Source organism: Streptomyces sp. NPDC091282 (genome assembly GCF_044757385.1).
In the GTDB taxonomy this organism is placed as follows: Bacteria; Actinomycetota; Actinomycetes; order Streptomycetales; family Streptomycetaceae; genus Streptomyces; species Streptomyces gramineus.
In genome coordinates this window covers 332478-352958 of record NZ_JBIVUX010000008.1, presented here as the reverse complement: position 1 = coordinate 352958, position 20481 = coordinate 332478, and the positions used below count along the sequence as shown (strand labels likewise).

Sequence of the window (20481 nt, the reverse complement as noted above, 5' to 3'; positions counted from 1 at the left end):
GTGCACATGGACGACATCGACCGGGCCATCCTGCGGGAACTGCAGGCCGACGGCCGGATCGCCTACGCGGACCTCGGCCCCAGGGTCGGCCTGTCCGCCTCCGCGGCCCGCCAGCGGCTGCAGCGCCTGCTGGACTCCCGGGCCGTCCAGGTCGTCGGCGTCACCGACCCGATGGCCATGGGCGGCCAGGCGATGGCGCTGCTGGGCATCGGCGTGGACGGCGATCCCAGAGCCGTCGCCGACACCCTCGCCGTACACCCGGAGGTGGTGTACTCGGTGTTCACCTCGGGCGGCTTCGACCTGTTCGCCGAGGTGGTCACCCCCGGGCCGGGGGACCTGCTCGACTTCGTCAACGACGTGGTCCGGCCCGTCGAGGGCGTCCGCGAGGTCCGCTCGTTCCCCTACTTCGGCATCCACACCCACCGCTTCCTGTGGGACGTGGGCTGAGCCGGGACACGAGCCGGCGGCTCAGGTGATCTCGGGCGTCAGGACGAGCATCGTCGCGTCGTCCCGTACCTCGCACCGCCGGGCCAGATCGGCCCACACCCGCCGGGGCAGCTCGGCCGACCCGGCGTCGGCGAACCCGGCCAGCCGCTCCGGCAGCGGATAGAACCGCCCGGCCCGGTCACGCGCCTCCCAGACCCCGTCCGAGGCGATGAACAGCCGGTCGCCGGGTCCCAGCTCCACCGTGATCTCCTTCGGCGGCTCCAGCCCCGTCAGGGCGAGCCCCACCGGCGCTCCCGGCGCGACCGCCAGCTCCTGGGCCAGGCCGTCGCGCAGCAGCACCGGCGCCGGATGGCCGCACGCCACCACCCGGACCGACCGCAGATCCGCGGAGAACTCCAGCAGCAGGGCCGTCGCGAACAGCTCCGCGTTCGGTACGTCGACCGAGTCCACGGTGAGCCGGCGGTCCATCCGCGCCGCCACCGACTCCAGGTCCGGCTGGTCGAGGACCGCCTCCCGGAACGCGCCGAGCAGCGACACCACGGTGGAGACCGCCGCCAGGCCGTGCCCGCGCACGTCGCCCATCACCGCCCGCACGCCGAACGGTCCGTCCCGCACGTCGAAGAAGTCCCCGCCCACCAGCGTGCCGTGCTGTGCGGCCCGGTACAGCCCGGCGCACCCCACCGAGCCGACCCGCTCCGGCAGCGGCGGCAGCACCGCCCGCTGCACCGCCTCGCCCACCGCCCGCTCCGTGACCAGCTGCGCGTCCCGGTGACTGCGCACGTAGGACACGAACACGCTCAGCAGCGCGACGAACGTGACGGTGAGCAGATCGGTGTCGCCGGGATGGTTCAGATGGGTGGCGGGCACGTTCAGCAGGATCACGACCAGGCAGCTGAGCACGGCGGTCGCCAGCGGGCCGTACGACAGCACGGCCAGCGGCGGAATGGCCCCGAGCAGGAAGCCGAAGTCGTGTCCGTCGGGGCTGACCAGCGTCGCCACCGTGACCACCAGGAGCAGCAGCACGGGAAGCACCCGGACCCAGAGCGGTGGCGGTGCACCCTGCAACCAGCCACGCCCGTCCCCGTAGTCGCGCGACCACCAGCCGCGCACCGAAGTCACATCCCCAAGCTACGCCCGTGTCCGCACTCCGGGCACGCCTGCCGATCTTCGACGGCCGCGCCGGTAATCCCGTGGACGCGTCCGCACCGGGAGCCCTACTGTGTGGGACGCACGCCCAGGACCGGACGGAAGGAGGCGAGTGCGATGTCCATTCCCGCCATTGCGCGCTCCCTCCCCGACGTCCGGGCGTGACAGGTCTGAGCCGGCCCGGGAGCGCTTCGCGCAGTACACCTCCCGGAGGAATCCGTGACCGATCCGGTCATCCGTACGCTCGACGACAGCACCGCTCACCTCTTCGACACCCTGCCCGATCCGTTGCGCCTGGCCGAGACGCACCGGCGCACCCGGCACCGCGCCGACTGGAAGCGCGTCGCCCTGCGCGACGGCCGGGTGGTCGCCCGCGCCGCCTGGTGGGGCCGACCCGAGGACTCCGAACCGCTCCTCGTGAACTGGCTCGACGTGGCCGAGGGCGAGGAGGAGGCCGGCGCCGCCCTGCTGCGCGGCGCGCCCTGGCAGGTGGACGAGCTGGAACTCGACCTGCCCGCCGGCTGGCGTGACGTCCCCGCCCAGCGGGCGGCGGCCCGGACCCGCTTCGACGCCGCCCGCGCGGCCGGCTACGCACTGCTGGCGGAACGCTACACCTACCGCTGGACACCCGAATGCGGCCTTCCCGAGCGCCCCGGCCGCCTCGTCTTCACCCCCGAACCCGACGATGCGGTCTTCCTGGACATCCTGCGGGAGATCAGCTCCGCCACCCTCGACGCGCACGCCCGCCGCGCCATCGCGGAGGGCGGGGTGGAACGGGCGGCCCAGGAGGACCTGGAGATCTTCCACTGGTTCCCCTCGCCCCGTGCGTGGTGGCAGATCGCCCGCACGCCCGGCGGCGAGCCGGTCGGCATCCACATCCCAGCCCGCAATCCGTCCGGGCCGTGCGTCGGATTCATCGGGGTCCTGCCCGCCCGGCGCGGCCACGGCTACGCCTACGACCTGCTCGTCGAGTGCACCCGGTTCCTCGTCGAACAGGGCGCGCGGACCATCGGGGCCGCCACCGACCAGGGCAACTTCCCGATGGCCGCGCACTTCACCAGGGCGGGCTACCCGGTCGTACGGGAGCGGGTGAACTTCTTCGCGCCGGCCGACGCCGAGCGCCCCGCGGGGAGCGCGGCGCTCGGCGGCTGACGCGGCCTTCGCGACACGCCCTAGCCGACGTCCTTGCCCAGCAGGGTCTCCGCCTCCGTGAGGAGCTCGGTGACCCGCAGGGCGAACGCGGCGTCGCACGGATGCCGCCGGCCCGTGCCGGCGGCGGTGACCAGGGCGTCGGCCGCCCGGGACAGCGCGGGGACCGCTCCCTCCGCACTCCTCGGCAGCAGCGTCACCCCCGCCGCGCCCCGCAGCTCCACGTCGGCCCCGGCCGCCGCCGGGGGAGCCGTCAGGCTCAGGGTCACCGTGCTCGTCGCCCCCGTGGCGTGTTCGAGGACGAGGTGCACGGTGTCCGCGGGCCCGTGCACCGCGGCCGCGACCCGCCGTACGTCGCCCAGCACCGGCAGCAGCACGGACAGGGCGTGCGGGCCCACGTCCCACAGCGCGCCCTTCTCACGACGCCACGGCGACGCCGCGAACGGGCTCTCGTCGGTGAACACCGATCCCAGCCACTGTGCCCGGGCCGTGAACCAGCCGCCCGTGCCCGCCTGTTCGGCGATCCACTCCTCCGGCTCGCTCTGGAAGCGGGTGGTGAAGAACACCACGGAGGCGACCTGGGCCCGCTCGGCGGCCTCCACCACCGCCCGCCCCTCCGCGACGCCGAGCGCGAGCGGCTTGTCCAGCAGCAGGTGCCGGCCCGCCGCCGCGGCCCGCACCGCCAGCTCCGCCTGGACGGCAGGCGGCAGCGCCACCGCCACGGCGTCGACGTCGGCGAACAGCGCCTCCACGTCGTCGTACGCCCGGACCCCGTACTCCTCGGCCAGTTCGGCCGCCGCCGCCGGGCGGCGGCCCCACACCCCGGTGAACTCCAGCGACCCGTGCCCCGCCAGCGCGGGGGCGTACGCCGCCCGTGCCCAGGGGCCCGTCCCCAGCAGTCCGATGCGCATCTCGCGTTCCTCTCTCCGTACCCGGTCCCGCCACGTTGCCCGGACCGTCAGGGCGTCGTGCTCCGCCCGCCGTCGACGTACGGCCGGTACTGCTCCGTGCCGTGCGCCAGCCAGCCGGCGATGGTCTCGGCGATCGGCTGACCGGTGTCCATCTCGACGAAACCGAACTGGCCCGACTGGTTGCACTCCAGGAACCACCAGATGCCGTCGGCGTCCTCCGCGAAGTCGAAGGCACCGTAGGCCAGGTCGGCGTCCTTCATATACGTATGGACGGCCTCGGCGACTCGCGGGGGCACCTCCGCCGCCAGCCAGGGCGAGTCGGACGGGGCGAAGCGTACGTCCACGTCGTCGGGGCGCGCGTCCGGGCTGACCGGCTTGCGGGCGGCGAGCAGCCGCTCACCGACCACCGTCAGCCGGATGTCGGCGCGTTTGGCCACCCGCCGCTGCAGCAGCGTCGGCCCGAACGCCACCGCCGAGAAGTCGGCGTCCGGCGCCACCCGGCTGGTCGGCACGGCCCGCGGCGGCTCCTGCGGATGCGCGCCCGACACCGGCTTGACCACCAGGTCCGGGAAGCGCGCCGCGAACTCCCGGGCCGCCTGCGGGAACGTGGTGATGAGGGTCGCGGGCACGGCGAGGCCGCTGCGCTGCGCCAGCCGCAGCTGCCATGGCTTGTGGCGGGCCCGGCGGGCCGCGTCCGGATGGTTCATCCAGCGCGCGTCGGTCCCACGCAGCATGCCGTACAGGGCCTGTTCGGACTCCTCGGTCAGCCAGTCGGACGGCTGGGCGGCCCGGGCGGCGGCCACTCCCGGCCTGCGCACCCAGATGGAGCGAAGGCCCTGCATGCTCACCAGGCGCCCGTTCACGGACAGATGTCCGCGACTGGCGCCCTGCACATACTCGCCCGACAGGGCCACACCGCTGGTCAGATCGGCAGGATCGAGGCGGACGACGGGCACTCCGGCCTCGTGCAGCCGGAGGACCACCATGTCCGCCGTCACGTCCTCGTCACTGGTCAGGATGAGCACGGTCATCGTCGGGACCCGCGTTCAGTCGTCGAAGTGCGTCTTGGAGCCCGCGGTTGATGTCGTGGTCCCCAAGGCTCTGAGCGTTGCGTGATCGGTGGCCGCGATCCGGCCATCGAGGAGAACGTTCAACTGCAGTCCGGAGTCATACGCGTACGGAGTGGTGACGTCCAACTGCACTGCGGGGCGTGCGTAGTTGAGCGCGAACGGTTGCATGGTCTCTCCCTGTTTCGTTCTTCCATGCACTTATACGATTCGAACGCGTGGTTGGTTTCCTTACTCTCCGTAATCTCAGTCCTAATTAAGGGCTCGTTAAGGAACCAGCCGGAAATCAGCGACGAATCGTTCCCGCCCGTGGCCGATTTCACATGCCCGTACGGCATGTGACGGCGTCACATGCCCGCGATGGTCCGGGATGTCTCCAGGGTCTGTTCGGCGTAGCCCCGTCCGAAGAGCGCGGTATGCACCAGCAGCGGGAACAGCTGATGCACTCCCACGCGCTCCGCCCAGCCGGCGGCCAGGGGGGCCACTTCCTGGTACCCCTTCAGAACCAGGTCAAGGTAGGGGCAGCCGAAGAGCCGGAGCATCGCGAGGTCGGTCTCGCGGTGCCCGCCGTGCGCGGCCGGATCGATCAGCCGGACCCGGCCGTCGGCGCCCCACAGGACGTTGCCGTTCCACAGGTCCCCGTGCAGCCGGGCGGGCGGCTCCGGCGGCCCCGCCAGCTCCGGCAGCCGCTCGCAGACCCGCTCGACCACCGCGGCCTCGCCGGGCCGCAGCGTCCCGCGGTCGACCGCCGTCCGCAGGTACGGCAGCACGCGGTGCCCGGCGTACCAGTGCGGCCAGTCGCCACCCGGTTCGTTGCGCATCGGGGCGGTGCCGATCCACGCGTCGCGCGGGCCCTTTGGCGGCGCCGCGCCGAAGTCGGCCGCCCCGGCCGCGTGCAGGGCCGCGAGTCCCCGGCCGAACCGGATCGCAGCCTCGGCGCCCGGACGTCCGACCGCGACCAGCTCGGTCACCAGCCACCGCCCGTCCTGCCCCAGCACCCCCGGCACCGCGACCGCACCGGCGGCGGCCAGCCAGCGCAGCCCGGCCGCCTCGGCCGCCGCCGCCCCGGCACCGTCACCTCGCTTGACCATCACGGCGCGCCCGTCCGCGAGCGTCGCCTCCGCCAGGCCGGCCGAGCGTGCCCGCACGGCCGCGACGGGCCGCCCGGTGAGCCGGGCGGCCGCCGCGCCGGGATCTTCGTCGTGCTGCGCCACGGCCCCCAGAGTAGGGGCCGTCGCGGCTCAAAAACCCAAGGCGCCCTGGTCGACGGCACGGAACCTCCCCCTGCGGTACTCATCGGGCCGTAGAGGAGAGTCCCACCTCCCCGTCCTGAAAGCACCTGTATTTCCCGGGGGCCGGCCGCACCGCCACGACGGATTCCGGCCAAACCCAAGCGGTAACTACCCGTGTCGGACGGGTGCGGCTAGCGTGAGGGCCGCCGCGTCGCCACACCGGGGGCACTGGGCCCCGCAGGGACTAGCGAGCGGCGGAGGGTACCCCCCTTGACCACAGCATCCGTGCTGATGGCCGACGTCTTCGAGGTTCAGCCCTACACCTCCCACTGCCACGTCATCCACGACGAGGGCGCGCACGCCGTGATCGGCGTGTCCCCGGGCAACAGCTACTTCTCCGCCCGGCGCCTGCACGACCTCGCCCACTGGGGACTGGACCACTTCGACAGAGCCGACTTCGTCTACACCGACCTGTACGTCGCCGAGATGTACGAGGCGTCCGGCTACCCGCCCGACGCCGCCCGCCGCAAGGCGGTGAAGAACCTGCGCGGCGTACGCGCCAAGGTCCGGGACGCCGTCACCGAGGCCGACCCGCGGGGCACCCGGCTGCGCTGGCAGCCGATGTCCCACTTCCGAACCAACGCCGCCTACCGGGAGATCCACCGCGGGCTGCGGGACCGGCTGGCCGAGGACGCCGACTTCAGGGCCGTCTGCGACGCCCTGGTCAGCCGCTTCCTGACGGCCAGGGGAGAGGAGGCGAGCGACCGGCAGCGCGCCGTGTGCCTGGAGTACGTGTGCGCGGAGGCCCCGCTCTTCCTCGACACGCCCGCCATCCTCCAGGTCCCGTCCTCGCTCAACTGCTACCACCAACTGCTCCCGATGGCCGAGCTGTTGTACGCCCGCGGCGCAGGACTGCGCGCCTCCCGCAACCAGGGGCACGCGATCGTCACCCCCGCCGCCGAAGGAGCCCCGGCATGACCGCCGCCACCGACCTGCCGGCCTTCCCGTTCTCCTGGGACGGCATCCGGGTGCCGGACGAGGTCGCCGGCCTGCGCGCGGCCACCCCGGTACGGCGCGTCCGCACGATCGCCGGCGACGAGGCCTGGCTGGTGTCGTCGTACCGGCTGTGCCACCAGGTGCTGCGCGACGACCGGTTCTCCCTCAAGGACACCTCGGCGCCCGGCGTGCCCCGCCAGTACGCCCTCACCATCCCGCCCGAGGTGGTGAACAACATGGGCAACATCACCGGCGCCGGGCTGCGCCGCGCGGTGCTGCGGGCCCTCAACCCGAAGGCGCCGGGCCTCGTCGAGTGGCTGCGCGCCGAGGCGCACCGGCTCGTCGACCGGCTGGTCGAGGACGGCCCGACGGCCGACCTGCGGGGCGCGTTCTGCGAGCCGTACTCGGCGGGCCTGCACTGCCGCATCCTCGGCATCCCGCAGACCGAGGCACCGGCGTTCCTGCGCGGCCTCGACATCGCGTTCATGAACTCGGCGTGCCCGGTCACCGGCGCCCGGATCAACTGGGACCGGGACATCGCCCGGATGACGGCCCTGCTCGACGACCCGGACACGCACGGCCTGATGGGCGACCTGGCCGCGCTGAGGGACGGCCCCGGCGGCGACCGCCCGAGCGACGAGATGCTGGCCACCGTCGGCGTCACCATGTTCGGTGCCGGCACCGTCTCCACCTCCGGGTTCCTCGCCATGGCCCTGGTGTATCTGCTCACCCGTCCCACGGCACGCGACCTCCTCAGGGGCCGCCCGGACCTGATCGGCCCCGGGGTGGAGGAACTGCTGCGCGTCAACCTCTCCATCGCCGACGCGCTGCCCAGGCTCGCGCTGGCGGACGTCCGGCTCGGCGACACCGACGTCCGCGCGGGCGACCTCGTCCTCGTCCTCGTGGAGGGCGCCAACCTGGACCCCGAGAAGTTCCCGGACCCGCACCGCTTCGACGTGCACCGGGACAACGCCGCCGACCACCTCTCCTTCGGCGGCGGAGCCCACTACTGTCCGGCGACCGCGCTGGGCCGGGTGCACGCCCGGATCGCCCTGGAGGTCCTGCTCAGCCGGCTGCCGGATCTCGCCCTCGCCGTGCCGCCCGCCCAACTGGTGTGGCGCACGGGCTTCATGAAGCGCGTCCCGGAGCGGCTGCCGGTGACCTGGTAGCGCCGCTCAGGACGGCTCGATCCGGCCGATCGCGTTGCCCAGCAGCTCGGTGAACCACACCGTGCCGCCGGGCCCCGCCGTGAGCCGGAAGAGGGACTTGTCGGGCCCGGCGGGCACCGGGACGACGCTGATCGCGCCGTCCGCCGACACCCGGCCGACGCGTCCGGACCGGTCGGTGAACCACACCCGGCCGTCCGGCCCCGCGGCGATCCCGCCGGGGTCGCCGTCGGTCCCGGGCAGCGCGAACCGGGTGACCCGGCCGCCGGTGTCGATCCGGTCCACGGAGCCCGCCCCGGCGGCGGTGAACCACATCCCGCCGGGCCCGGCGACGATGTCCTCGGGAAAGTCGGCGCGGCTCGGCAGCGGGAACTCGGTGGTCCGGCCGCCGGTGTCGATCCGTCCGATCCGGCCGCCGCCCAGTTCGGTGAACCACAGGGCGCCGTCGGCGCCCGCGGCGATGCCGTACGGGAGGGCGGCGGCCGTGGGCACCCGGTACTCGCTGATCCTGCCCGCGGTGGTGATCCGCCCGATCCGGTCGGCTCCCGGCTCGGTGAACCACAGGGCGCCGTCGGGCCCGGCGGCGATCCCGGCGGGTGCGCTCGCCGCCCGGGGCAGCGCGAACTCGGTGACGGCGCCGGAGGTGGTGATCCGTCCGACGCGTCCGGCGGCCTGCTCGGTGAACCAGAGGGCGCCGTCGGGTCCGGCGGTGATGGCGAAGGGCGCGCTGCCGGGGGTCGGGGTGCGGTGGTCGGTGACGGTGCCGTCCGCCGCGATGCGCCCGATCCGGTCGGCACCGGACTGGGTGAACCACAGGGCGCCGTCGGGCCCGGCGGTGATCCCGGCCGGGAGACTGTCGGCGGTGGTGGTGATCGGATACTCCGTCAGGCCGCCGCCCCGCGCGGCGCGGGCGGGCGCCGCGACGGCGCTCACGCCGGTCAGGGCGCCGAGCAGGAGGGTGAGCACACGTCGGGGAAGTCGGCTGGGCATACGGCGTCCTGGTGCTGGTCAGGCGGACTGTCGGACCGAGGCTAGCCGCGGCCGCGGGGCCGCACGACCCGACCGGTCCGGACGGGGGAGGACGACCTCCCGACGGCTCGACAACTCATGCGCGCCACAGGGGAATTGGTGTGCTTGCGCGTTGCCCGAAGCCCACCCGCCGCCCGGTGCGGGTACGACGGCACGACGGAGTCCGCCCAGGACGCCCGCCTTCCGCCGCACGGCCGTTCTCACCCGGCCCTGGGCCCGCTCGCGCGTCTCCTCCACCCCTCCGGCGCTGCCTGCCGCGCGTCGGTCACCGGCCGCGCGGCAGGCCCCTGACGCCGCGACACGCCGAGGACGGCGCCGAAAACCCCCGAACGGCCCTGTACCGCGGAGCGGGATTGACCCAGCCGGATGGTGTTGGGCGTGTCGTGGCCACGGATGGGCGGCCTGGATGGTGCGGGGCGTGGCGCTGGCTGACGGTGGTTCATGTCGAGGCCGGGTCGTTCCAGCCGATGAAGTATCCGCTGCCCGGCACCGGCGGAAGGACATCGAAATGCGTTCTGCCCGCATCATCCTCGCGACGACGGCCGCCACCGCCGCCCTCGCCTTCGCGGCACCCGGCGCTCAGGCCGCGGTCGCGGGGGACCAGGACAACGGAGGCCGTGACGATCTTTCCTACAGCAAGGAGCTCAAGGACGACAGCAGCCACGCGGTGCTCGCCGCGGCCAAGCTGAGCGACGACTGGGACTCGGACAGCGGCAACGACAGCAAGTTCGACCCCGAGTCCTACAAGGACAAGGGCGACGGGTCGGGAGGCAAGGGAGACCAGGGGGGCAAGGGCGACCAGGGGGGCAGGGGCGACCAGGGCGACAAGGGGAGCGGCGAGGGCCGTGACAGCGGTGGTTCCTGGGGCGACGACGAGGACAACGAGAAGCCGCACGGCGGTATGCACACCGGCGGCGGCGCTCTCGCCACGCCCGGGGTGACGACCGGCGGGCTGGCCGTCCTCGGCGTCGGGGCCGCCGGAGCCTACGCGCTGCGGCGCAGGAAGGCCGCCGGGTCCGCGTCCTGACGGGCCGGTACATACGGGAGCCGCGGCCGCCGACCGTCTCGGACGGGGCCGCGGCCCCGTACCGCCCCTTCCGCCGCCGCGCCCAGAAAGGTGACCTCCGATGGCCGCTGGCTCCTCAGGCCAGACCCCCGACGACCCCGGCGCCGACGCCTGCGAGTCCGAGGAAAGAGACGGCACTCGGCGTGCCGGACGGCTGCCCGTGTGGGTCGCCGCTGTCCTGCTCCTCGCCGTGGCGCTGCTCGGCGGACACGGCAAGACCTCGGACGCCTCGGGACGCACCCCGGACGGGAGCGCGGACGCCGTACCCTCGGGCCGGGGCCGCCAGGCCGGCGACGCGCTGACCCGGTCCGCGCCCACCCGCCTGCTCATCCCGAAGATCGCGGTCGACGCCCCCTTCACCACCCTCACCCTGGCCGCCACCGGCCAGCTCCAGCCGCCGCCCGCCGCCGACACCAACCTCGTCGGCTGGTACGCCGAGGGTCCGGCACCCGGCGAGGCGGGCACCGCGATCATCGCCGGACACGTCGACACCAAGGTCTCGGCGGCCGTCTTCGCCCGGCTGGACGAACTGGAGCCCGGTGACGGCTTCTCGGTGTTCCGGGCCGACGGCACCAAGGCGGAGTTCGTGGTCGACAGCGCGGACACCTTCGCCAAGGACGACTTTCCGAGCGAACGCGTCTACGCGGACACCAGCAGGCCCGAGGTGCGCCTGATCACCTGTGCCGGCGACTACGACCACGACGTCAAGGACTACACGGAGAACCTGGTCGTCTTCGCGCACCTCGTCTGACGCCGGAGCGCCGGGGCCGACGGGTGCGCCGAGGATCCGTCAGGCCCGGCCGTCCGCGGGTGCGGGGGCCGGGCCGTCGCGGGTGCGGGGGTCAGACCGCCGTCGCGGGGAACGTCGGGTACTCGACGCCGGAGACGTGCTGGACGACCCGGACCACCTGGCAGGAGTAGCCGAACTCGTTGTCGTACCAGAGGTAGAGGATGGCGTTGTCGCCCTCCACCTTCAGGGCGCCGGCGTCGACGATCGACGCGTGGCGCGAGCCGATGAAGTCGCTGGAGACCGCGTCCGGGGCGGTGATGAAGTCGATCTGGCGCTTGAGCGGCGACGTCAGCGAGACCTCGCGGAGGTAGTCCAGGACCTCCTCGCGGGACGCCTCGCGGGCCAGCTGGAGGTTGAGGATCGCGATCGACACGTCCGGCACCGGGACCCGGATCGAGCTGCCGGTGATCCGCGCCTTGAGGTCGGGCAGCGCCTTGGCGACGGCGGACGCGGCACCGGTCTCGGTGATGACCATGTTGAGCGGCGCGGACCGGCCGCGGCGCTCCGACTTGTGGTAATTGTCCAGCAGGTTCTGGTCGTTGGTGAAGGAGTGGACGGTCTCGACGTGCCCGCGCAGCACTCCGTACTCGTCGGCCATCGCCTTGAGCGGCGGCACGATCGCGTTGGTGGTGCAGGAGGCGCAGGACAGGATCTGCTCGTCCGGCTTGATCGTGTCGTGGTTGACGCCGTGCACGATGTTCGGGACGTCGCCCTTGCCCGGCGCGGTCAGCACGACCTTCCCGACACCGGGGCGCAGGTGCTTGGACAGGCCCTCGCGGTCCCGCCACTTGCCCGTGTTGTCGATCAGGATGGCGTCCCGGATGCCGTACCGCGTGTAGTCGACCTGGGACGGGTCGTCGGCGTAGATCACCTTGATCTCGTTGCCGTTGGCGAGGATCGTGCTGTTCTCCTCGTCCACGGTGATCGTGCCCTGGAACTGGCCGTGGATCGAGTCGCGGCGCAGCAGCGAGGCGCGCTTGACGATGTCCTCGCCGCCGGCCCCGCGCACCACGATGGCCCGCAGCCGAAGGCCGTTGCCCGAGCCCGCCTTCTCGATCAGCAGCCGGGCGACCAGGCGGCCGATGCGGCCGAAGCCGTACAGGACGACGTCCCGCGGCTCGCGCCGCTCGATCTTGTTGGCGCCGGTGGCCCCGGCGACCGCCTCCGCGGTGAACGCCCGGACGTCCAGACCGCGGTCGTCGGCCTTGTAGGTGGCGGCGAGCATGCCGAGGTCGATCTGCGACGGGCCGAGGTCGAGCGTGGTGAGCGCCTGGAGGAAGGGCATCGTCTCGGTGACGGACAGCTCGGCGCCGGCTATCTGGCGGGCGAAGCGGTGCGTCTTGAGGATGCTGACCACCGACTTGTTCACCAAGGAGCGGCTGTGGAGGAGGACGGTCACGTCCCGCTCCCGGTGCAGCTTCCCGATGATCGGGATCATCGACTCCGCGATCTCCTCGCGGTTCTTCCAGTTGGTGAACGAGTCGTCGTTGACAGTCACAGATCTACTCTCGATCGAGCTAGGTGGCGCTCATATGCTAAACCGGCCGGTCGATGATCGATCAAGGGGGTCAGGGTGTGACGTGGGACCAGGTGCTCCGCAGGTCGGCGGCCACGTCGGTCAGCAGCGTGCGGAAGACGTCCGCGAGCGGGGTCAGCGCGGTGTCCGACCTGGTCACGGCGTGCAGATCGCGGTGGAGCGCCGGCTCGGCGAGAGGACGGTGCGTGGTGCCGCGGACCGGCGTGAGGGCCAGCCGGGAGACCAGCGCCACGCCGATGCCGGTGCCGACCAGCGCCTGGGCCACGTCGTAGGACGCCGTCTGGAAGCGGATCCTCGGGGTGAACCCGGCCCCGGCCGCCGCCCGGTCCAGCTGCTCGCGGGCGGCGTGCCCGGCCAGGATGGTCACCCAGGACTCGTCCCGCAGCTGTTCCAGGCGCAGCGGTGAGTCCGCGGGGGAGCCGGTGGCCAGCGGATGGTCGTCGGGCAGGACGATCACCATGGGGTCCCGCAGCAGAGGGTGCGCGGCGATGTGCGGCGGCGGCTTTGGAGGCCGGGCCCAGGAGGCGATCACCGCGACGTCGAGTTCGCCCGCCGCGACCCGCTCCACCCCGCGGTCGGACAGCAGGTCCTCCACGGAGACGTCCGCGAGCGGATACCGGTGGCGCAGCGCGGTGAGGGCGGGCGGGAGCAGGTGCAGGGCGGCGGCGAGGAAGGCACCCACCCGCAGACGCGACGACAGATGGCCGAGGAGGGCGGCGAGCCGTTCCCCGGCCTGTTCCGTCTGCTCGTCGATGACCCGCCCGTGCTCCGCCAGCAGCGCCCCGGCCGCCGTCAGCGACGCCCCGCGCGGCCCCCGCACCACCAGCGGGACGCCGGCATCCCGCTCCGCGCGGCCCACCTGCTGGGTCACCGCGGCCGGCGTGACGCCCAGGGCGTGGGCGGCACCCGTGAGCGAGCCGTGACGGTCGATGAGGGCGAGCAGGCGCAGCCGCTCCGGATCCGCGGTCACCATGTAAATCATCTTAATGCTGGCCCATACGGCGCTGACTTCTCTTCACGCCCGGTCCGCGCCAGCCTGGTGCTGGATCACCCCTCCCATCGGGAAGAAGGCCGGCGAACCGTGCCCATCCACCTGCCCCTGTTCCTCGTCACCACCTGGCTGCTGGCCATGCTGCCGGGCGCCGGCCAGGCGCTCATGATCCGGCAGACCCTCGAAGGCGGCGCACGGCCCGCCCGGGCCACCATCGCGGGCAACGCCACCGGGCTGCTCGTGTGGTCGACCGCCGCCGCCGTGGGGCTGTCGGCGGTGCTCCTGGCCAACCCGCACGCCTACCTGGCGCTCCGGCTCGCGGGCGGAGCGGTGCTGCTCGTGCTGGGCGTGAACACCCTGAGGGCGGCCGTGCGGCGGAGCGGCGAGGAGCCGGGCCAGGACGTCCCGGCGGCGCGGCCGACCGGTTCCTGGGGTGCGTACGGCGCGGGGCTCGGGACCGCGCTGGGCAATCCGAAGGCGGGCGTCTTCGCCGTGTCGGTGCTGCCCCAGTTCGTCACGACCGACGGTCCCGTCCTGCTGAGCAGCATCGCGCTGGGCGCGCTCTGGGCCCTCGTCAACGTCTGCTGGTACGCCCTGTTCACCTGGGCTGTCGGCCGGGGCCGCGACCTGGTGACCAGGCCGGCGGTGCGGCGCGCCCTGAACATCGTCACCGGCGTGGTGCTGTGCGGGCTCGGCGCCGCCGTGGCCGGGGGAGTCTGACGCCACCCCGCGCCGGGCGGGCGCCGCCCGTACGCGCACCCGAGGTGCCGGTCACCGTGTCGGGACCGGCACCACCGGAACGGCTTCGACCGCGTGTGATCTAGCGGGGGTTGAAGACGACGCTCGCGAAGTGGACGCTGCCGGGCGCCGAGTGGCCGGAGGCGATCCGCAGCGCGGTGCCCTTGCACTTCTTCTTGCTGTAGACGACGAGCGCCTTCTTCGTGGAGTTCTGCGGACCGCGCGCCTCCTGCGCCATGTCCAGGCACTTGCGCTCCGGCGGGCTCTGGATGGCGTACGCCTTGCCCTTCGGGCCCACCCAGACGAACGACCCGTCGGCGGCGGCGGCCGGACCGATGGTGAGGACGGCGAGGGCGAGTCCGCCGAGAGCGGCGGCGAGCGGACGGGTGAAGCGCATCGTGATGTCCTTCGTGAACGGTGAGAACGAGGAAAGAGACAACGGCCGGAAACCGACGACGACTCGGTCGCCGGCGAGGCCGGTGCTCCGCCGACATCACACACCGTCACCGCGCCAGGACCGCCCGGCGACACGGGAACGTCCCACGTCCGAGGGACCTCCACCGGCGTGTCGTGGTACAGGAGGTGACGGAACCGTCGGCGATTCATCACCGCCGAAGGGTGGACATAAGAGTAAATTCCCGACCGTTGTTTGAGAGAGGTGTCACCGGCGGACGGGGCAGGGGATGAGCACGGACGGCGGTGCCGCGACGACGACCGGGATCGCGCGGCTCCACGACTCGCCCGGACTCGCCGGGCCCGGCCGGTTCGCCCTCGTGACCAACCACACCGGAGTGCTGCCCGATCTGCGCCCGGCCGCGCCCGCGCTGCTCGCGGCCGGCGCACCCCTGGTCGCCCTGTTCGGACCCGAACACGGCCTGCACGGCACCGGCCAGGCCGGCGAGTCCGAGGCCGCCCGCTCGGACCCCGACACCGGCCTGCCGGTCTACGACACCTACCGGTGCGCGGGCGAGCGCCTGGACAAGCTGCTGATCGACAGCGGAGCCGACGCCCTGGTGTACGACCTCCAGGACATCGGGGCCCGGTTCTACACCTACGTGTGGACCATGTTCGACCTGATGGTCTCGGCGGCCCGCACCGGCCGCCGGTTCGTGGTCGCCGACCGCCCGAACCCGCTCGGCGGACGCGTCGCCGAGGGCCCGCTGCTGGAGCCCGCCTGGGCCAGTTTCGTCGGACGCGCCCCGGTCCCGGTCCGGCACGGCCTCACCGCCGGCGAACTCGCCCGGTACCTCAACACCTCCGCCGTCGCCCAAGCCGCGGGCAGACCGGTCGAGTTGACTGTGATCGAAGCCACCGGCTGGCGGCGCGCCCCGGCCACCGAGGCCACCGGACCGGCGTGGATCGCCCCCTCGCCGAACATCCCGACCCTCGCCACCGCCCTCGTCTACCCGGGCACCTGCCTGTTCGAGGGGACCAACCTCTCCGAGGGCCGGGGCACCACCCAGCCCTTCGAGATCGTCGGCGCCCCCTACCTCGACGGGCGGTTCGCGCCCGCCCTCGTCGGACTCGGCCTGCCCGGCGTGCACTTCCGCGACCTGCGCTACGTGCCGGCCTTCCACAAACACGCCGGACTGCCGCTGCGGGGCGTCCAGTTGCACGTCACCGACCACGAGGCGTTCGCCCCCGTGCGCACCGCCGTCGCCATGCTCGCCGTACTGCGCCGCCTGTACCCGGACGACTTCGCCTGGCACACGCCCGACGGCGGCGCCGAGGACACCGGCCACCGGTACTTCGTCGACCTGCTGTGGGGCTCCGACCGGCTGCGGCGCGCCGTCGACGCGGGCGAGGACCCGCTGTCGCTGTGCGATCCGCCCGCGCCGCCCGGCCGGTGGGCCGGCGAGGACGTGCTGCTCTATCCCGCGGACCTGGCGTCCAGCCCGGAAGGACGATCCCCCCGATGACCGACCTGACGACCACGACCCGGGCCGCGATCCGCGACTTCCGCGCGGGCGACGGCCCGCGGGTGGTGGAGGCCTGGCGGCGCAGCGTGCCCGCCGACCCCATCAGCCTCGACCGCTTCCGCACCCTGGTCCTGCTCGACCCCAACTTCGACCCCGCGGGACTGCGGGTCGCCGTCGACGGCGACCACGTGGCCGGTGCCGCCTACGCGGTGCGCCGGCTGACCCCCATGGCCGGCACCGACCTGGAGCCGGAACAGGGCTGGATCCCCTTCTTCTTCGTCGCCCCCGAGGCCCGCGGACACGGTCTCGGCCGCCGGCTGCTCACCGAGGCCCTCGACTGGCTGCACGGCCACGGCCGTACCCGGGTGGACTTCTCGTCGTACACGCCGAACTACGTCCTCCCCGGCCTGGACGCCGACGCCTACCCGGAGGCGGCCGGACTCCTGGAGTCCCTCGGCTTCCGCACGCTGTACGAGGCGGCCGCCATGGACCGGGGCCTGGTCGGCTACCGCCGCCCGGACGAGGTCACCCGCCGCCTGGAGCACCTGACCGGCCGGGGCTACCGGTTCGCCACCCCGGCCGACGACGACCTGGTGGACCTCCTCGCGCTCGCCGGAGGCCACTTCGGGCCCGACTGGGCGTGCACGATCCGGGCCTGCCTGGCCGCGGGCACACCGCTCGACCGGATCGTCGCCGCCCGCGACCCCGACGGCCGCATGGTCGGCTGGGCGATGCACGGCGCGTTCGACGCGGTGGACGAACGGTTCGGACCCATCGGGGTGCTGGAGGAGATGCGCGGCACCGGACTAGGCGAGGTCCTCCTGCACCTGGTCCTGGAACGGATGCGGGCCCTGCGCGCGCACTCCGCGTGGTTCCTGTGGACCGGCGCCCGGTCCCCGGCCGGCCACCTCTACCGGAAGACCGGCTTCACCACCACCCGGGTCTTCCGCGTGATGCGCCGGGAGGCGGCCGCCCGATGACCGCGCCCCGCCCCGGCGGCCGGCCGAGCCGCCGCCACCTCGCGCTCGCGCTGCCCGCCGCGCTGCTCACCGCCGGCTGCGCCGCACCCCAGCGCGGCACCGGACGGCCCGGCGAGCCGGTCGTCCTCACCCTGCTCTCCCACTACGCCAGCGGCGAGCTGAAAGCGGCCCTGCAACGCCCGGTCGACGAGTGGAACGCCACCCACGACCGGGTCAGGGTGGCGACCAAGGCCGTCGAGTTCACCGACCTGCTGACCACCTTCATGGTCCGCCAGGCCGCGGGGCAGGGCGCCGACATCCTCCAGCCGTACTGCCTGTGGAACGGCCAGCTGGTCCGGGCCGGCGTGTTGCGGCCCGCGCCGGCCCGACACGCCGAGGAGATCAGGCGCGGCTACGGCACCGCGGCCGTCGGCTCCTCGTCGGTGGCCGGCCGGGTCTACGGCTACCCCACCGAGACGCAGACGTACGCCCTGTACTACAACAAGCGGCTGCTGCGCGAGGCGGGCGTCGACCGGCCGCCCGGCACCTGGCGCGAACTGGAGGAGACGGCCTACCGCACCGCCCGCCGGGACGGCTACGGCAACACCCTGGTCCAGGGGTTCGGGCTGTCCACCTACGACGACTCCACCACCGTCGGCCAGACCCTCGCGCTGCTCAACGCGGCCGGCGGACGGTTCGTCACCGCGGACGGCCGCAGCACCGCCATCGACTCGCCCGCGGGCCGCGCCGTGCTCGACCTCCAGCACCGGCTCGTCGCCAGGGGCGCGAGCGACCCCGGCGTCAACGTCTACAAGGCGTTCGCGTCCGGGCAGGTCGCCATGGTGATCAGCGCCGGCTGGTGGACGGCGAACCTCAAGTCCCTGATGGGCGGCGCCTACCGGGACGTCGGCGTGGCGCCCGTGCCGCTGCCCGAGGCGGACGGCCGGCCCGCCACGCTCTCCACCGGGTTCATGCTCGGCGTCAACACCGCCAGCGAACACCCGGACGAGGCCTGGGAGTTCCTGCGCTGGCTGAACACCGAGAAGGTGCGCGGCGCCACCCGGATGAGCGCCCTCCAGGCGTCCGTCGGCTCCCTGACCGGCCGCGCCGACGACATGCGCGCCCTGCTCGGCACCGGCGGCGACCCGAACCTGCGGCCGTTCCTGGACGCGCTCGGCTATGCCGTGCCCGAGCCGAACGGACCGGGCGCCCAGCAGGCCAAGTCGCTGCTGCGCAAGAACATCGAGGCGCTGTGGACCGGCCGGCAGTCCGTGGACGAGGCCCTGCGCACCACCCGGCGCCAGGTCGACCAGGAGGTGTCGCGCTCATGGTGAACGCCACCCTGACGGCGGAGGCGGCCGAACGGGCGGCCCGGCACCCGTCCGCCGTCGGCGTCCGCGGCAGCGGCCGCGCGCGGCAGCGGCGCCGCCAGGCCGTCGTCGCCTACCTCTTCCTCGCCCCGACCCTGCTGTTCTACGCCGTCTTCCTCGCCCTGCCGCTGGGCTTCGCGCTGCTGCTGTCGCTGTCCCGCTGGGCGGGCTTCGACCTCGGCGACATCGACCCCGTAGGACCGGACAACTTCGCCCGCCTGTTCGCGGACGGGGCGACGTTCCTGACCCCGGTCCTCACCAACACGCTGCTGTTCGCCCTCGGCACCGTCGCCCTCGCCCTGGCCGGCTCCGTGCTCGTCGCCACCTGCATCGACAAGCTCCGGTTCCAGGGACTGTGGCGCACCCTGTACTTCCTGCCGATCGTCACGACCGTCGTCGCCGTCGGCAACGTCTGGAAGTACATGTACGAGCCCGGCGGCCTCGTCAACGGCGTCCTCAACGCCGTCGGACTCGGCTCGGTGGCGTTCCTCCAGGACCCGGACACCGCGCTGCCCGCGGTCGTCGTCGTCCAGGCCTGGGCGTCGGTGGGCTCGGCCATCCTGGTGCTGACCGCCGGACTGAAGTCCGTGCCGCCGTCGTACTACGAGGCCGCCGCGCTCGACGGCGCCGGACCCGTCACCGTCTTCTGGCGGATCACGCTGCCCCTGCTGCGGCCGTCCCTGCTGTTCGTGTGCGTCACCCAGTTCCTCACCGGCCTCCAGTCGTTCGCGCTGATCACCGTCATGACCAAGGGCGGCCCGGGGGACGCGACCGACGTGGCCGCCCTGGAGATGTACCGGCAGGCCTTCTCCTACGGCGACTGGGGCACCGCGAGCGCCGCCGCCTTCGTGCTCTTCGCGGTCGTCCTCGCGGTCACGCTGGTCCAGTTGTGGCTCTTCCGGCGCAAGGGGGAGGACGCCTGATGCGACGGCGGTTCCCCTGGCTGTCCTACCTGCTGGTCGTCACCGGCGCCGTCCTCACGGTGGTGCCGTTCCTCGACATGGTGATGACGTCCTTCAAGGGCGCCGACGAAGCCGGCAGGCTGCCCTACCGGTTCCTGCCCGACGCCTTCGACCTGTCCAACTACCGTGCCGCCGTGCACCAGCTGGACCTTCCGGTGCTCTTCCGCAACAGCGTGATCGCCACCGCCGTGATCAGCGCCTCGGTGCTCGTCACCTCGTCGCTCGCCGGGTACGCGCTGGCCAAACTCCGCTTCCCCGGACGGGACCTCGTCTTCCGCCTGGTGCTCTCGACCATGATGTTCCCGCCGTTCCTCTTCCTCGTCCCGCACTTCCTGATCCTGGTGCACTGGCCGCTGGCGGGCGGCAACGACCTCTTCGGGCGCGGCGGCGCCGGGCTGACCGTCAGCATCGCGGCGCTCGCCATGCCGTTCCTCGTCAGCGGCTTCGGGATCTTCCTGATGCGCCAGTTCATGGTCTCCCTCCCGGACGAGGTGCTGGAGGCCGCGCGCATGGACGGCGCGGGGGAGTTCACCGTGTGGTGGCGGATCGTCGTCCCGCAGACCAGGCCGGTGCTCGTCACCCTGGGACTGCTGACGTTCGTCGACGCCTGGAACGAGTACATCTGGGCGCTGCTCGTCTCGACCGCCAACCCGGACGTGATGACGCTGCCCGTCGGCATCCAGCTCCTCCAGGACTACGTCGACCCCACCCGCACCACCCCGATCGTCATGGCCGGTCTGGTCCTGAGCACCCTGCCGGTCCTGGTGCTGTTCCTGCTGCTGCAGAAGCACTACATCCGTGGTGTGATGCTCAGCGGCCTCAAGTGAACCGCCGATCCTACCCAGATCGTGGTGTCGATACGCTGTTTGTCGTAGCACAGCGGATTGTCCTTGGGGGGTTTGTTCTCTCATCGGTCGTGCGCTACGCCTGCACCATGCAACAGTTCGGGCACACCCCTTGTGGCGGGCGGCCTCAACTGCCCTGGCCAGGGACGTTCCTTGCGGAT

21 protein-coding genes are annotated in these 20481 nt (G+C 73.1%); 12 read left to right on the top strand and 9 right to left on the bottom strand.

Annotation, left to right across the window (positions count from 1 at the left end; genetic code table 11):
• Positions 1-6 precede the first annotated feature (6 nt).
• Positions 7-447, top strand: coding sequence for an Lrp/AsnC family transcriptional regulator (locus tag ACIQOE_RS33250; RefSeq protein ID WP_362648429.1), 441 nt, complete (start codon positions 7-9; stop codon positions 445-447).
• A gap of 21 nt (positions 448-468) precedes the next feature.
• Here ACIQOE_RS33250 and ACIQOE_RS33245 read toward each other — a convergent pair whose 3' ends face one another.
• Entirely contained in the window at positions 469-1566 is a 1098-nt protein-coding gene (locus ACIQOE_RS33245) for a PP2C family protein-serine/threonine phosphatase (RefSeq protein ID WP_399010649.1), read from the bottom strand.
• Positions 1567-1812: 246 nt separating this feature from the next.
• On the opposite strand from ACIQOE_RS33245, the gene ACIQOE_RS33240 reads away from it, so the two are divergent.
• Positions 1813-2745 carry a GNAT family N-acetyltransferase gene (locus tag ACIQOE_RS33240; RefSeq protein WP_401415415.1) on the top strand — a complete coding sequence of 311 codons (933 nt, stop codon included), beginning with the start codon at positions 1813-1815 and terminating at the stop codon, positions 2743-2745.
• A 20-nt stretch (positions 2746-2765) separates the two neighbouring features.
• Here the strand turns inward: ACIQOE_RS33240 and ACIQOE_RS33235 are convergent, their stop codons facing one another.
• The 4 genes from ACIQOE_RS33235 to ACIQOE_RS33220 form a co-directional block, all read right to left on the bottom strand.
• The gene (locus tag ACIQOE_RS33235) at positions 2766-3653 is read right to left on the bottom strand and encodes a Gfo/Idh/MocA family oxidoreductase (RefSeq protein WP_365574590.1); all 888 of its coding nucleotides are present in this window, start codon (positions 3651-3653) and stop codon (positions 2766-2768) included.
• Positions 3654-3700: 47 nt separating this feature from the next.
• The gene (tgmB, locus tag ACIQOE_RS33230; protein ID WP_351323178.1) at positions 3701-4684 is read right to left on the bottom strand and encodes an ATP-grasp ribosomal peptide maturase; all 984 of its coding nucleotides are present in this window, start codon (positions 4682-4684) and stop codon (positions 3701-3703) included.
• A 15-nt stretch (positions 4685-4699) separates the two neighbouring features.
• Positions 4700-4891, bottom strand: a complete 192-nt coding sequence (tgmA, locus tag ACIQOE_RS33225) for a putative ATP-grasp-modified RiPP (RefSeq protein ID WP_133024031.1) — start codon at positions 4889-4891, stop codon at positions 4700-4702.
• Positions 4892-5067: 176 nt separating this feature from the next.
• Positions 5068-5934: a fructosamine kinase family protein gene (locus tag ACIQOE_RS33220; RefSeq protein ID WP_401415412.1), complete on the bottom strand. Its 867-nt coding sequence runs from the start codon at positions 5932-5934 to the stop codon at positions 5068-5070.
• Positions 5935-6222: 288 nt separating this feature from the next.
• On the opposite strand from ACIQOE_RS33220, the gene ACIQOE_RS33215 reads away from it, so the two are divergent.
• Both ACIQOE_RS33215 and ACIQOE_RS33210 read left to right on the top strand, forming a co-directional pair.
• Positions 6223-6930: a tRNA-dependent cyclodipeptide synthase gene (locus tag ACIQOE_RS33215; RefSeq protein ID WP_365574584.1), complete on the top strand. Its 708-nt coding sequence runs from the start codon at positions 6223-6225 to the stop codon at positions 6928-6930.
• Positions 6927-8117 carry a cytochrome P450 gene (locus tag ACIQOE_RS33210; protein ID WP_365556768.1) on the top strand — a complete coding sequence of 397 codons (1191 nt, stop codon included), beginning with the start codon at positions 6927-6929 and terminating at the stop codon, positions 8115-8117. Before ACIQOE_RS33215 ends, ACIQOE_RS33210 begins: the two co-directional genes overlap by 4 nt.
• A 6-nt stretch (positions 8118-8123) precedes the next feature.
• Here ACIQOE_RS33210 and ACIQOE_RS33205 read toward each other — a convergent pair whose 3' ends face one another.
• Positions 8124-9104: a hypothetical protein gene (locus ACIQOE_RS33205; protein ID WP_401415410.1), complete on the bottom strand. Its 981-nt coding sequence runs from the start codon at positions 9102-9104 to the stop codon at positions 8124-8126.
• A 547-nt stretch (positions 9105-9651) separates the two neighbouring features.
• Here ACIQOE_RS33205 and ACIQOE_RS33200 point away from each other — a divergent pair.
• Positions 9652-10170 carry a hypothetical protein gene (locus tag ACIQOE_RS33200; protein ID WP_351323183.1) on the top strand — a complete coding sequence of 173 codons (519 nt, stop codon included), beginning with the start codon at positions 9652-9654 and terminating at the stop codon, positions 10168-10170.
• Between the two features lie 100 nt (positions 10171-10270).
• Positions 10271-10960: a class F sortase gene (locus ACIQOE_RS33195; RefSeq protein ID WP_399010644.1), complete on the top strand. Its 690-nt coding sequence runs from the start codon at positions 10271-10273 to the stop codon at positions 10958-10960.
• A gap of 91 nt (positions 10961-11051) precedes the next feature.
• Here ACIQOE_RS33195 and ACIQOE_RS33190 read toward each other — a convergent pair whose 3' ends face one another.
• Both ACIQOE_RS33190 and ACIQOE_RS33185 read right to left on the bottom strand, forming a co-directional pair.
• Complete coding sequence (locus tag ACIQOE_RS33190) at positions 11052-12497, bottom strand: glyceraldehyde-3-phosphate dehydrogenase (RefSeq protein ID WP_362648400.1); 1446 nt, start codon at positions 12495-12497, stop codon at positions 11052-11054.
• Positions 12498-12567: 70 nt separating this feature from the next.
• On the bottom strand, positions 12568-13509 hold the full coding sequence (locus ACIQOE_RS33185; RefSeq protein ID WP_401415407.1) for a LysR family transcriptional regulator: 942 nt from the start codon (positions 13507-13509) through the stop codon (positions 12568-12570).
• A gap of 108 nt (positions 13510-13617) precedes the next feature.
• Between ACIQOE_RS33185 and ACIQOE_RS33180 the strand changes: the two genes are divergently transcribed.
• Complete coding sequence (locus ACIQOE_RS33180; RefSeq protein ID WP_365556778.1) at positions 13618-14247, top strand: LysE family translocator; 630 nt, start codon at positions 13618-13620, stop codon at positions 14245-14247.
• A 100-nt stretch (positions 14248-14347) separates the two neighbouring features.
• On the opposite strand, the gene ACIQOE_RS33175 is transcribed toward ACIQOE_RS33180, so the two are convergent.
• Entirely contained in the window at positions 14348-14662 is a 315-nt protein-coding gene (locus ACIQOE_RS33175) for a hypothetical protein (RefSeq protein WP_351323188.1), read from the bottom strand.
• A gap of 286 nt (positions 14663-14948) precedes the next feature.
• Between ACIQOE_RS33175 and ACIQOE_RS33170 the strand changes: the two genes are divergently transcribed.
• Genes ACIQOE_RS33170 through ACIQOE_RS33150 form a run of 5 tightly spaced genes read left to right on the top strand, consistent with a single transcriptional unit; the run spans position 14949 to position 20302 of the window.
• Entirely contained in the window at positions 14949-16184 is a 1236-nt protein-coding gene (locus tag ACIQOE_RS33170) for an exo-beta-N-acetylmuramidase NamZ domain-containing protein (RefSeq protein ID WP_401415404.1), read from the top strand.
• Entirely contained in the window at positions 16181-17164 is a 984-nt protein-coding gene (locus tag ACIQOE_RS33165) for a GNAT family N-acetyltransferase (protein WP_365574575.1), read from the top strand. The genes ACIQOE_RS33170 and ACIQOE_RS33165 overlap by 4 nt, the downstream gene beginning before the upstream one ends.
• Positions 17161-18477 (top strand): ABC transporter substrate-binding protein, encoded by a 1317-nt coding sequence (locus ACIQOE_RS33160; RefSeq protein WP_401415401.1) that lies wholly within the window; start codon positions 17161-17163, stop codon positions 18475-18477. The genes ACIQOE_RS33165 and ACIQOE_RS33160 overlap by 4 nt, the downstream gene beginning before the upstream one ends.
• On the top strand, positions 18471-19436 hold the full coding sequence (locus ACIQOE_RS33155; protein WP_401415399.1) for a carbohydrate ABC transporter permease: 966 nt from the start codon (positions 18471-18473) through the stop codon (positions 19434-19436). The genes ACIQOE_RS33160 and ACIQOE_RS33155 overlap by 7 nt, the downstream gene beginning before the upstream one ends.
• Entirely contained in the window at positions 19436-20302 is an 867-nt protein-coding gene (locus tag ACIQOE_RS33150) for a carbohydrate ABC transporter permease (RefSeq protein ID WP_351323193.1), read from the top strand. Before ACIQOE_RS33155 ends, ACIQOE_RS33150 begins: the two co-directional genes overlap by 1 nt.
• Positions 20303-20481 lie beyond the last annotated feature (179 nt).

What these genes read in the sequence shown, in the direction of transcription:
- ACIQOE_RS33175 (WP_351323188.1), bottom strand. Translation starts at nt 14,662, where the DNA reads ATGCGCTTCACCCGTCCGCTCGCCGCCGCTCTCGGCGGACTCGCCCTC.
- ACIQOE_RS33210 (WP_365556768.1), top strand. Translation starts at nt 6,927, where the DNA reads ATGACCGCCGCCACCGACCTGCCGGCCTTCCCGTTCTCCTGGGACGGC.
- ACIQOE_RS33150 (WP_351323193.1), top strand. Translation starts at nt 19,436, where the DNA reads ATGCGACGGCGGTTCCCCTGGCTGTCCTACCTGCTGGTCGTCACCGGC.
- ACIQOE_RS33185 (WP_401415407.1), bottom strand. Translation starts at nt 13,509, where the DNA reads ATGGTGACCGCGGATCCGGAGCGGCTGCGCCTGCTCGCCCTCATCGAC.
- ACIQOE_RS33155 (WP_401415399.1), top strand. Translation starts at nt 18,471, where the DNA reads ATGGTGAACGCCACCCTGACGGCGGAGGCGGCCGAACGGGCGGCCCGG.
- tgmB (WP_351323178.1), bottom strand. Translation starts at nt 4,684, where the DNA reads ATGACCGTGCTCATCCTGACCAGTGACGAGGACGTGACGGCGGACATG.
- ACIQOE_RS33235 (WP_365574590.1), bottom strand. Translation starts at nt 3,653, where the DNA reads ATGCGCATCGGACTGCTGGGGACGGGCCCCTGGGCACGGGCGGCGTAC.
- ACIQOE_RS33165 (WP_365574575.1), top strand. Translation starts at nt 16,181, where the DNA reads ATGACCGACCTGACGACCACGACCCGGGCCGCGATCCGCGACTTCCGC.
- ACIQOE_RS33160 (WP_401415401.1), top strand. Translation starts at nt 17,161, where the DNA reads ATGACCGCGCCCCGCCCCGGCGGCCGGCCGAGCCGCCGCCACCTCGCG.
- ACIQOE_RS33195 (WP_399010644.1), top strand. Translation starts at nt 10,271, where the DNA reads ATGGCCGCTGGCTCCTCAGGCCAGACCCCCGACGACCCCGGCGCCGAC.
- tgmA (WP_133024031.1), bottom strand. Translation starts at nt 4,891, where the DNA reads ATGCAACCGTTCGCGCTCAACTACGCACGCCCCGCAGTGCAGTTGGAC.
- ACIQOE_RS33250 (WP_362648429.1), top strand. Translation starts at nt 7, where the DNA reads ATGGACGACATCGACCGGGCCATCCTGCGGGAACTGCAGGCCGACGGC.
- ACIQOE_RS33200 (WP_351323183.1), top strand. Translation starts at nt 9,652, where the DNA reads ATGCGTTCTGCCCGCATCATCCTCGCGACGACGGCCGCCACCGCCGCC.
- ACIQOE_RS33170 (WP_401415404.1), top strand. Translation starts at nt 14,949, where the DNA reads ATGAGCACGGACGGCGGTGCCGCGACGACGACCGGGATCGCGCGGCTC.
- ACIQOE_RS33205 (WP_401415410.1), bottom strand. Translation starts at nt 9,104, where the DNA reads ATGCCCAGCCGACTTCCCCGACGTGTGCTCACCCTCCTGCTCGGCGCC.